Below are 10,736 nucleotides of genomic sequence, written 5' to 3'. Positions count from 1 at the left end.
CGAAGTGGTCCCCCATGCTGGGGACGAGCCGGGCGAAGCTGAGGGCCCGGCCCAGGTCGTGGCCGCCGCGGCCGAGCAGCTCGGCGCCGACGGCGACCACCGGGATCCCGCCGAGGGCGTCGGTGACGGCGGCCAGGTGGCCCTCCCACACGAACGCGGCGACCAGGCCGTCGGGCGGCGGGTCGGGGGACGACGGGTCGAGGGCGGCCACGCCCACGCCGGCCCGCCAGCAGGCGGCAAGGACGACCGGGGTCCGCCAGTGGTCGGGGAGGACGGCCCCGACCCGGTCCCCGGGCCCGGCGCCGAGCTCGTCGACCAGCAGGTTGGCCGTCTTGGCGACCCAGTTGCCGAAGGTGCGGTAGGACAGCTCGACCCGCTCGTCCCGGTGGTCGTCGTACCAGGTGAGCAGGGGCTTGTCGCCGTAGCGCCCGACCTGGCGCTCGGCGGCGACGTTGAAGCTGTCGAACGCGGCGCCCGAGGTGTTCACGGGGGCGCATGCTAGGCTTCTTCAAATCCCAAGGCCAATTGCGCCGCCCGCGCAGCCATGAGCAGGAGCACGCCCGCACCGTGACCGACCGCAGCCCATGAGCTCGCGCCGTCGGCGCAACCTGCTCCGGAGCCTGGCCATCCTGCTGGTGCTCCTGGTCGTGCTGACCGGGGCGGCCGCCGTGTACGGCTACCGCTACGCCGGCCGGCTGGTCGCCAAGGGCCACCGGCCGGTGGCCAACCTGACCCCGGCCGCCTCCGGCAAGGCGATGAACATCCTGCTCGTCGGGTCCGACTCGCGGGCCGGCCTGAGCCGCCGCCAGCTCGGCCGGATCCAGACCGAGGAGGTGGCCGGCCGGCGCACCGACACCATCATCGTGCTCCATGTCAGCCCGGACCGGGACAAGCCGGTGCTGGTCTCGCTCCCGCGCGACCTGCGGTCCACCGTCAACGGGCGGACGAGCAAGATCAACGCCGCCTACGCCTTCGGCGGCCCCGACCTGCTGGTCAAGACGGTGGCGGAGACGACCGGGCTGCCCATCCACCACTACGCCGAGATCGACTTCGCCGGCTTCCTCGAGGTGGTCGACGCCCTCGGCGGCATCACCCTGTGCAACCGCAGCGGCCGGCGGCTGGACGACCCGTACGCCAACCTGCACATGGCGCCGGGCTGCCAGCGGATGAACGGGGTCAAGGCGCTCGCCTTCGTGCGGGCCAGGCACGTCGACTCCGACTTCGGCCGCATCGGCCGCCAGCAGGAGTTCATGCGGGCCGTGCTGGCCGAAGTGGACCGGCGCAGCCGCCTGACGAGCCTGCCCGCCCTCAAGGGCGTGGCCGAGATCGCCACCGACCACATCAAGACCGACGACACCCTGGGCACGGGCACGGCCCTCGGGCTGGCCAGGCGGCTGCGCGACCTCGGCCCGGCCTCGCTCGACATGCGCGTCTACCCGAGCGTCGCCTCGCCGCCCCGCTGCGCCGGCTGCGCCGCCTTCGTCGACCCGCTGCCCGAGGCGGCCATCCTCATGCGGGCCCTGGCCGGCGACGCCGCCCGGCTGCCCGCGGTCGGCCTGCCCGGCGGCAAGGGGGTGTCGCTGGCCACCACCCGGGTCACGGTCCTCAACGGCAGCGGCGCCCAGGGGGCCGCGGCCAGGGCCGCCGCCGGCCTGCGCCGCCTCGGCGTCCGGGTCGTCGGCACCGGCAACGCCGCCACCCCGACCGGCCAGGCCTCGACCCTGGCCTACCCGCCGGACCTGGCCCAGCAGGCCCGGCTGCTCTCGGCCGTGCTCGGCGGCCAGGTCAAGCTGGTCAAGGCCGGCGAGGGCGGGACGCTGGTGCTGACCGTGGGGTCCGGGTTCAAGCTCCGGTAGGCTCTTGGCCGCCCATCGCACCGACCAAGGAGCGGAGCTGCCGCCATGCGCTTCCTCGTGACCGGCGGGGCCGGCTTCATCGGCTCCAACTACGTCCGCCACCTGCTCGCCACCGACCCCGAGGCGCGGGTGACCAACTTCGACAAGCTCACCTACGCCGGCAACCGGGCGAGCGTGGCCGACCTGGAGGGCGACCCCCGGTACAGCTTCGTGCAGGGCGACATCTGCGACCCCGGCCAGGTGGCCGAGGCCCTGGCCGGCCACGACGTGGTGGTCAACTTCGCCGCCGAGACCCACGTGGACCGCTCGATCGTGGAGCCGCTGGAGGCGGTGCGGACCAACACCGTCGGGGTGGCCACCCTGGCCGAGGCGGCCCGCACGGCCGGGGTCGGGCGCTTCCTGCAGGTCGGGACCGACGAGGAGTACGGCACCATCAGCGACGGCTCCTTCGCCGAGGACGACCGGCTGGAGCCGTCGTCGCCCTACTCGGCCGGCAAGGCCGGCGGCTCCCTGGTCGCCCTGGCCTACGCCGCCACCCACAAGCTGGACGTGGTCGTGACCCGCTGCACCAACAACTACGGGCCCTACCAGTTTCCCGAGAAGGTCATCCCGCTGTTCGTGACCAACCTGATGGACGGCCACAAGGTGCCGCTGTACGGCAGCGGCGGCAACATCCGCGACTGGCTGTACGTGCTCGACCACTGCAGCGCCATCGACCTGGTGCTGCGGCGCGGCCAGACGGGGGCCATCTACAACATCGGGGCCGGCAACGAGGTCACCAACCTGGAGCTGACCCGGCGCATCCTGGCCGCCTTCGGGGCCGGCGAGGACATGATCGAGTTCGTGGCCGACCGGCCCGGGCACGACTGGCGCTACTCGCTGGACACGACCCGGGTGCGCGAGCTCGGCTGGGCCCCGGCCCACGACTTCGACCAGGGCCTGGCCGAGACGATCGCCTGGTACCGCTCCCGCGAGGACTGGTGGCGCCCGATGAAGCCGGCCGGGGCCACCCGCACCCTGGACCACGGGCGGGCCCCGTGAGGGTGCTGGTTGCCGGCGCCGGTGGGCAGGTGGGGCGGGCGCTCGCCGAGGTCTACGGCGGCGCCAAGGAGCTGGTCGCTCTCGACCGCACGCAGCTCGACATCACCAGCTGGCCGGCGGTGGCCGGAACCGTGGCCGAGCTCGAGCCCGACCTGGTGGTGAACGCGGCCGCCTGGACCGACGTTGACGGCTGCGAGGCCGACCTCGACCGCGCCTTCCGGGCCAACTGCCTCGGCCCGCGCCACCTGGCCCTGGCCTGCCGCGAGGTCGACGCCGAACTGGTCCACCTGTCCACCGACTACGTGTTCGACGGCGCCGGCGCGGCCGGCCGCCCCGACGGCTACGGCGAGTACGACCCGCCGGCCCCGGCCAGCGTCTACGGCCGCTCCAAGCTGGCCGGCGAGCAGGCCGTCCGCGACGTCTGGGACCGGGCCTGGATCGTCCGCACCGCCTGGGTGTACGGGGTCGGGGGCCGCAACTTCGTCGCCACCATCCTGCGCCTGGCCGCCGAGCGCGACACCCTCCGGGTGGTCGACGACCAGGTGGGCAGCCCGACGTATGCCGCCGACCTGGCCGAGGGCATCCGCGCCCTCCAGCGCACCGGCCAGCACGGCACCTACCACCTGACGAACCAGGGCGCCTGCTCCTGGTACGAGCTGGCCAGGGCCGTCCTGGCCGGCACCGGCCAGGACCCCGACCGGGTCCAGCCCACCACCACCGCCGAGTTCCCCCGCCCCGCCCCCCGCCCCGCCTTCTCGGTCCTCGACAACCGCCTGGCCCGCCTCGTCGGGGTCCCCCCGCTGCGCCCGTGGCCCGACGCCCTCACCGCCTACCTGGCCGCCGCCGGATGACCTAGCCGGCGACGACACGCCAGGGTCGGGCCACTCCGGGGGTCGTGCTCGTGATGGCGGCGCTCTGCCTGCTCTGGCTGATCCCCACCCTCGGGATCCTGGTCACCTCGTTGCGGACCCTGGACGCCGTCAACGGCTCGGGCTGGTGGACGGTCTTCACCTGGCCCCCGGACCTCGGCCAGCTCTCGGCCGCCAGCTACCGCCATCCTGTTCCTGGGCGAGGGCGACCGTCAGGTCGTCACCGTCACCCTCGGCGGGCTGATCGGCGGGAACCAGATCCTGGGCTGGCAGGTGGTGACCGGCGGGGCGATCATCACCATGGCCGTCCCGGTGCTGGTGTTCGTGTCCCTGCGGCGCCGGGTCGGTCGGCGGGTGAGCCGGCCGCCGCTCCGCGCACGCCGCGCAAGGCGCCCGCGGGGGCGCCGACCGAAGAGGGGACGCCGTCGCCGCCGGGAGGTCGAGGATGCTGAAGCGCCGTCGGGTTCGTGCCGTCGCCGCGGTGGGCGCGTTCGCCGTGGCGTTCGGTCTCCTCACCGGCCCGGGCGACCCGCCGGCGGTGGCCGCGCCGAGCACCTTCACGATCGTCGGGGGCGGCTACGGCCACGGGATCGGCATGAGCCAGTACGGCGCCCACGGCATGGCCGTGCGGGGGGCCGGCGCCGGGCGGATCATCTCCTTCTATTACGGCGGCGCCCAGGCCCGGCCGGCCACCCTGCCGGCCGCCGTCCGGGTCGGGCTGCTCCAGGCCAACCGCGACCCCGCCACCGGCGGCCGGCTCGGCCGCGTCCTCGTCAGGGGGGTCGAGGTCCCAGGCCGGGGCGGCAGCGGCCGCTTCTCGGTGTCGGGCGTGACCCCGGGCGGGCGGACGGTCAAGCGGACCCTCAGCGGCCACGTCACCTGGTCGATCAGGCCGGAGTCGGGCGGGACGTCGGTGTTCGACCTGTCCCGGCGGCGGGTGTTCGGGCCGACCAAGGCCGGCACCGGGGTGGTGGTCCGGTTCGAGACCGCCCGGCCCCCGGCCCGGCTGTCGCTGCCCCAGACCGGCCAGCAGCTGCGCTGGGGCCGCCTCGACGTCCACCTGGTCCGCGACAACCAGGGCGTCACCCGCCCGCGGGCGGTGGCCGTCATGCCCGTCAACCGCTACCTGCGGGGGCTGGCCGAGATGCCGGGGTCGTTCGCCAACGAGGCCCTGCGGGCCCAGGCGATCGCCGCCCGCAGCTACGCCCTGGTGGCCGTGCGGGCCCGCGGCCAGCACCACGGCTACGGGCGCTGGGACGGCTGCGACTGCGCCGTCTACGCGACCGTCCGCGACCAGGCCTATGCCGGCTACGCCAAGGAAGTGGGCGACGCCGGGTCGCGGTGGGTCGGGGCCGTGCGCGCCACCGGCTCGCTGGTCGTCCGCTACGGCACCCGGATCGTGCAGGCGTTCTACTCGTCGTCGTCGGGCGGCTACACCTCGAGCAACAGCCAGTGGGGGAGCGACCCCCTGCCCTGGTTCCCCAGCCGCTCCGACGACCCCTACGACCGGGGCGGCGGCGCCCACCGCAACCCGAACTTCCGCTGGACCAAGAAGATCTCGGCGGCCGGGCTCGGCGCCAAGCTGGGGATCGGGACCGCCACGGCGGTCCGCGAGACCAAGCTGCCCTCCTGGGGCGGGCGCGTCTCCCGCGTCGAGGTCGAGGGAGTTACCGGCGGCCGCCGGACCAGCGTCACCGTGACCGGGACCTGGTTCAGGTCGGCCTTCGGCCTCAAATCGACCAAGTTCCATATTTCTCCCTAGCCGAAAGGCCTTGATAAGTGGGCAAGGCGCGGTTCGTGGGGTTCTCCTGGCCGGACCCGAACGCGGGCGCGGCGGCTGGGGATGTCGGCGGGGCCGGACCGCTGGACCCCGAGGCCTGCCGGCGGCTGGCTTGTGATGGCGCGGTGACCCGCCAACCCGACGGCCAGCTGACCGCCACCCCACCGCATCGAAGACGCCACGTCGCCGCCTGAACCAGCCGAGAGCAACGTCGACTCAGCGCCAGGTGCGTGCATGGGGCCCGGACCACCCTGCCGCGGCGCCGGCGGGCGCTCGACCCGACCCCAGTGTCGCCGGCTAGCGCTCGGCCTGGTCGACCAACCCGTCGACCGGCTGGTCGCGCTGGAGGGCCTCGAACAGGGCCAGGGCGCGTTCGCGGTCCCACTGGACGACGGAGCCGGCGCCGGAGACGGTCGCGGTGCCGGCGACCGGGACGGTGGTGGCGACGCCGCCGCCGCCGGCGATGTCGCGCATGGCGAAGGGGAACCGGATCAGGTTCCAGACGTGGGCGTTCTGGTCGACGGCGACCGCCTCGGTGCCCCGGAGCAGCAGGGGGACGCTGCGGAAGGGGTTGAGGAGCACCGCCGGGCTGGTCGCCTTGTCGATCAGGGAGCCGAGGAACTCCTGCTGGCGCTCGACCCGGTCAAGGTCGCCGCGGCCGCCGGCGCGGGTGCGGACGTACGCCAGGGCCTGGCGGCTGCCGACGACCTGGCAGCCGGCCTTGACGTTGAGCCCGGCCATGGGGTCGCGCATCGCCCGGTCGGGGCAGATCTGGACGCCCCCGACGGCGTCGACCACGCTGGCGAAGCCGTCGAAGCCGACCTCCATGTAGCGGTCGAGGCGGATGCCGGTGACCTCCTCGACGGTGCGGGCGAGCAGCTTGGGGCCGCCGAAGGCGTAGGCCGCGTTGAGCTTGTTGCGGCCCCGGCCCGGGATCGGCACGTAGGAGTCGCGGGGAAGGCTGATCAGGACCGGCTTGCCGCCACCGCGGGGGATGTGCAGCAGCATCATGGTGTCGGCGCGGCGACCGGCGGCCTGGCCGGTGCCGAGCTCGCGGCGGCGGGCCTCGTTCAGGTCCTGGCGGCTGTCGGAGCCGACGATCAGCCAGTCGGCCCCCGGGGTGGCCGCCGGCCGCCCGTCGTAGTCGGTCAGGGCGTCGACCCGGTTGAGCCGGGAGTCGACCCAGACGGCCAGCCCGACCAGCACCACCAGCAGGACCAGCAGGGTCACGCCGATGCGCCGGCCCCGGCGCCGGCCGACCTTTGGGGCCCGCCCGCGGCCGTCTCCCGGGTCCCGGGGCGGGGCCGGCCGGGGCCGCTGCTCGCGGGGCCGGACGTCGCGGACGTCGAAGTTGCGCGGCGGCTTCTGGCGCATGCCGCGGGGGCGGACGTTCCAGCCCGGCGGCAGCGGCTTCTGGGGCCGCGCCGGCCCGGCCGTTCCGGCCCGGCGGCGCCCGTCGCCCTCGTCCGACCAGCCGCTCATGGCGTGAACCTCCTCCTCGTGTCCACGCCACAGCATAGAGCCCCGCCGCCGGCTCGTTGCCAGGTCGTGGCCGGGTCGTGAGCCGGCGTCGTAGCATTCCAAGGCAGGCGTCATCGAAGGCGCCCAGGCCCGGCGGAGGTCGTCACGGTGACCCGGTTGGAGAGCGACTACTACTCGTACATGGAGTTCGACCCCGAGCACACGCGCGAGGTCCTGCGCCATTACGTGCCCATGTTCGAGGACAAGAGCCCGGTGCTGGAGCTGGGCTGCGGGCGCGGCGAGTTCCTCGAGCTCCTGGACGAGAAGGGCATCAAGGGCAAGGGGGTCGACTCCGACGAGGGCATGGTCGAGGCGGCCGTGGCCAAGGGCCTGGACGTCATCCGCGGCGACGCCATGGCCTTCCTGAACGGCGAGCCCGCCCCCGGGCCCTACCAGGGGGTGTTCTGCGCCCACTTCATCGAGCACCTCACCCCCGACCAGGTGCGCGAGCTGCTGGCCGGGGTCCGGCGGGTGCTGGCCCCCGGGGGCCGGTTCGTCGCCGTGACCCCGAACCCGGCCTGCTACTCGGTCCTCAGCCACGACTTCTGGCGCGACCCGACCCACGTCCGCTTCTACGACCTGCCCCTGCTCGAGTTCCTCTGCCGCCAGGCCGGGCTCGAGGTCGAGGCCACCGGGACCAACCCGGCCAACCACCCGGGCCCGCCACCGGAGTACCTTGGTCCGGAGCCGGTCGTCCATCCTCCCCTGGACGACCTGGTCGAGCGGGCCATGGGCAAGCTGCGGGCCAGCCTCGACCACCGCGACCGCAAGGGCCGGGTCACCGACCACCACGACCCGGAGTGGGCGTACGAGCTGGCCCACGTGGTCAAGGTCCTGGCCGGCCGGCTCCAGGAGACGACCGAGATCCTGCGGGAGGTCCGCCGGGCCCACGACAAGCTGGTATGGGGGCTGTACCAGAGCAACGAGACCTACGTCGTCGCCCGGGGCTGACCCTGGGCCCTGAGTTCCAGGGAGCTATCGCGTTTTGAAGGTGGCGGTCTACAACCGGTTCCTGCAGTCGATGGGTGGGGGAGAGCGCCACAGCAGCATGCTCGCCCAGGTCCTGGCCGACGAGGGCCACGAGGTCGACCTGGTCGGCCACGAGGACGTCGGCAAGGAGATCCTGGCCGACCATCTCGGCCTCAACCTCGGCAAGGTCCACCTCCGGATCGTCCCCGACCGGGGCGAGCCGCAGGTCGCCCGCCTGTCCGCCGAGTACGAGCTGTTCGTCAACGCCTCCTACATGAGCCGGGTCAAGGCCCAGGCCGCCCGCAACCTCTACCTCTGCTACTTCCCGACCCCCTTCGACCACGACCTGGCCGGCTGGCAGCGGCGCCTGGTCCGGCTGCTCGGCCCCCACGTCCGCCAGGGCAAGCCGGGGGTGGTCGAGTGGGGGCTGGGCTGGTTCCCGCCCGAAGGGGGCCGGCGCCGGACCTGGGTGTGGACCAGCGGCCGGGCGGCGCTCCAGCTGGCCGGCGGCCCGGCCAAGCGGGTCGTGTTCGACCTCGGCCGCCCCGGCGCCCCCGGCCCGGCCGAGGTGGTCATCAGCCACGAGGGCGGGATCGAGCTGGCCCGGCTGGAGGCCTCCCCGGCCGGCTTCCGCCGCCACGAGCTGGACCTGCCGCCGAGCGAGGGCGACCGCGAGGTCGTCTTCGACAGCGGCACCTTCGTCCCCGGGGCCGGCGACGACCGCACCCTCGGGGTGGCGGTGAGCCGGCTGCACATGGCCGACGCCACCTGGGAGCCGCGGCGCTGGGCCGGCGAGCGCTTCCCGTGGCTGCTGCGCGACCCCACCGACCTGGAGTTCCTCGGCCACTACGAGCGGGTGCTGGCCAACTCCCAGTACACCCGGCACTGGATCCGGCGGCTGTGGGGGGTCGACTCCGACGTGCTGTTTCCCCCGATCCGGACGAAGGACCTGCACCCGGGCCCCAAGACCCGGCGCATCCTGACCGTTGGCCGCTTCATCGCCCCCGGCTTCGGCCACTCCAAGAAGCAGCTCGAGCAGGTCCAGGCGTTCGGCGAGATGGTCCGCGGCGGCGGGCTGGACGGCTGGGAGCTGCACCTGGTCGGCGGCTGCGAGCCGGCCCACCGGCCGTACCTGGCCGAGGTCGAGCGGGCCGCCCAGGGCCTGCCGGTGCACCTCCACGCCAACGCCCCCCGGGCCCTGGTCGAGGAGCTGTTCGCCACCAGCTCGGTCTTCTGGGTGGCCACCGGGCTGGGCGAGGACGAGGAGGCCGCGCCCTGGGTGTTCGAGCACTTCGGCATCACCACGGTGGAGGCGATGGCCGCCGGCTGCGTCCCGGTGGTGATCGACAAGGCCGGCCAGCGCGAGATCGTCCGCCACGGCACCGACGGCTACCGCTGGACGACCCTGGCCGAGCTGGAGGCCCTGACCCGCATGGTCGCCGGCGACGAGGCCCTGCGGGCCCGGCTGGCCGCCAGCGCCGTCGAGCGGGCCGGCACCTTCTCCGAGGAGGCGTTCGCCGCCCGCTGGCGGGAGATCGCGGCCGACCTCGGGCTCGGCTAGGGTCGCGCCGCATGGCCGCCTGGGACGCCGACCGCTACCAGCGGCAGTTCGGCTTCGTCTCCGCCCTCGGCGGCGACGTCCTGGACCTGCTCGACCCGGCTCCGGGGGAGGCCGTCCTCGACCTGGGCTGCGGCACCGGCGAGCTGGCCGCCGAGCTGGAGCGGCGCGGGGCCAGGGTGCTGGCCCTGGACAGCGACCCGGCCATGGTCGCGGCGGCCCGGCGCCGCCTCGGCGACGACCGGGTCCTGCTCGCCGACGGGCACGACTTCACCCTGCCCGAGCCGGTCGACGCCGTCTTCTCCAACGCCGCCCTGCACTGGATGCCCCGCCCGGCCGAGGTGGCCGCCCGCGTGCGCGCCGCCCTGCGATCCGGCGGGCGCTTCGTGGCCGAGCTGGGCGGTGCCGGCAACATCGACGCCATCCTGGAGGCGCTGGCGGCGGCCATGGCCGAGGTCGGCCTGCCGGGGCCGGCCTGCCCCTGGTACTTCCCGACCCTGGCCCAGTACGCCACCCTGCTGGAGGCGGCCGGGTTCCGGGTGGCCCGGATGGAGCACTTCCCCCGGCCGACGCCGCTGGATGGCGGCTCCGACGGCCTGGCCGGCTGGCTGGCCATGTTCGGCGGGTCGCTGACCGCGGCCGTCCCGGCGGACCTGCGGGAGCGGGTCGTGGCCCGGACCGGCGAGCTGGCCGCGCCCCGACTGTGGCGCGACGGCCGCTTCGTCGCCGACTACTGGCGGCTGCGGTTCCTGGCCGTGGCCGGAGGCGACGCCGCCAGGCCCGCTAAGCTTCACCGGCAGATGGCCGGGAACAGGGACAGGTAGGGGACATGGTGCAGCCACGGAGCGCGGCCGACGCCCGCGCCGCGGCCCAGTCGCGGGTCCGCTGGGAGCTGCTGGCCGAGCTGGTCCGCAAGGACCTCAAGGTCAAGTACAAGAACTCGGCCCTCGGGTTCGTCTGGTCGATGGCCAACCCGCTGCTGTATCTGGCCGTGTTCACCCTGGTGTTCACCGTCTTCCTGGACAACGGGGTGCCGAGGTTCGCGGTGCTGTTCATGTCCGGGTTCCTGATCTGGAGTTTCTTCAACTCGGCCACCCTCGACGCCACCGGCGCCGTGGTCGGCAACGCCAACCTGGTCCGCA

Annotated in this window: 10 protein-coding genes; 8 read left to right on the top strand and 2 right to left on the bottom strand. The window is 74.4% G+C overall.

Annotated features, from left to right (window positions below; genetic code table 11):
* Window positions 1-487 (bottom strand): TIGR03089 family protein (locus VF468_16265; GenBank protein ID HEX5879848.1); only part of this gene is annotated, 487 nt, incomplete at its 3' end.
* Window positions 488-584: 97 nt separating this feature from the next.
* Between VF468_16265 and VF468_16260 the strand changes: the two genes are divergently transcribed.
* From VF468_16260 to VF468_16245, 4 genes are all read left to right on the top strand, one after another.
* Window positions 585-1,856 (top strand): LCP family protein, encoded by a 1,272-nt coding sequence (locus VF468_16260; GenBank protein HEX5879847.1) that lies wholly within the window; start codon window positions 585-587, stop codon window positions 1,854-1,856.
* 45 nt (window positions 1,857-1,901) lie between these two features.
* Entirely contained in the window at window positions 1,902-2,897 is a 996-nt protein-coding gene (rfbB, locus tag VF468_16255; GenBank protein HEX5879846.1) for a dTDP-glucose 4,6-dehydratase, read from the top strand.
* On the top strand, window positions 2,894-3,748 hold the full coding sequence (rfbD, locus tag VF468_16250; GenBank protein ID HEX5879845.1) for a dTDP-4-dehydrorhamnose reductase: 855 nt from the start codon (window positions 2,894-2,896) through the stop codon (window positions 3,746-3,748). The genes rfbB and rfbD overlap by 4 nt, the downstream gene beginning before the upstream one ends.
* A gap of 463 nt (window positions 3,749-4,211) precedes the next feature.
* Window positions 4,212-5,528, top strand: coding sequence for a SpoIID/LytB domain-containing protein (locus VF468_16245; GenBank protein ID HEX5879844.1), 1,317 nt, complete (start codon window positions 4,212-4,214; stop codon window positions 5,526-5,528).
* Window positions 5,529-5,843: 315 nt separating this feature from the next.
* Here the strand turns inward: VF468_16245 and VF468_16240 are convergent, their stop codons facing one another.
* Complete coding sequence (locus VF468_16240) at window positions 5,844-7,028, bottom strand: LCP family protein (protein HEX5879843.1); 1,185 nt, start codon at window positions 7,026-7,028, stop codon at window positions 5,844-5,846.
* A 147-nt stretch (window positions 7,029-7,175) separates the two neighbouring features.
* Between VF468_16240 and VF468_16235 the strand changes: the two genes are divergently transcribed.
* The 4 genes from VF468_16235 to VF468_16220 form a co-directional block, all read left to right on the top strand.
* Complete coding sequence (locus VF468_16235; protein HEX5879842.1) at window positions 7,176-8,018, top strand: class I SAM-dependent methyltransferase; 843 nt, start codon at window positions 7,176-7,178, stop codon at window positions 8,016-8,018.
* A gap of 40 nt (window positions 8,019-8,058) precedes the next feature.
* Window positions 8,059-9,597: a glycosyltransferase family 4 protein gene (locus VF468_16230; GenBank protein HEX5879841.1), complete on the top strand. Its 1,539-nt coding sequence runs from the start codon at window positions 8,059-8,061 to the stop codon at window positions 9,595-9,597.
* An 11-nt stretch (window positions 9,598-9,608) separates the two neighbouring features.
* Complete coding sequence (locus tag VF468_16225) at window positions 9,609-10,418, top strand: methyltransferase domain-containing protein (protein ID HEX5879840.1); 810 nt, start codon at window positions 9,609-9,611, stop codon at window positions 10,416-10,418.
* A gap of 5 nt (window positions 10,419-10,423) precedes the next feature.
* The coding region (locus tag VF468_16220; protein HEX5879839.1) for an ABC transporter permease at window positions 10,424-10,736 on the top strand (313 nt) is incomplete at its 3' end.

The organism is Actinomycetota bacterium (assembly GCA_036280995.1).
Classification (GTDB): domain Bacteria; phylum Actinomycetota; class CALGFH01; order CALGFH01; family CALGFH01; genus CALGFH01.
The sequence above is the reverse complement of the archived record's forward strand: the minus strand, read 5'-3'. Positions and strand labels throughout refer to the sequence as shown.

Bases quoted from the DNA above. Each gene is read 5' to 3' on its own strand.
- VF468_16260 (HEX5879847.1), top strand. From the start codon at position 585: ATGAGCTCGCGCCGTCGGCGCAACCTGCTCCGGAGCCTGGCCATCCTG.
- rfbB (HEX5879846.1), top strand. From the start codon at position 1,902: ATGCGCTTCCTCGTGACCGGCGGGGCCGGCTTCATCGGCTCCAACTAC.
- VF468_16245 (HEX5879844.1), top strand. From the start codon at position 4,212: ATGCTGAAGCGCCGTCGGGTTCGTGCCGTCGCCGCGGTGGGCGCGTTC.
- VF468_16240 (HEX5879843.1), bottom strand. From the start codon at position 7,028: ATGAGCGGCTGGTCGGACGAGGGCGACGGGCGCCGCCGGGCCGGAACG.
- VF468_16225 (HEX5879840.1), top strand. From the start codon at position 9,609: ATGGCCGCCTGGGACGCCGACCGCTACCAGCGGCAGTTCGGCTTCGTC.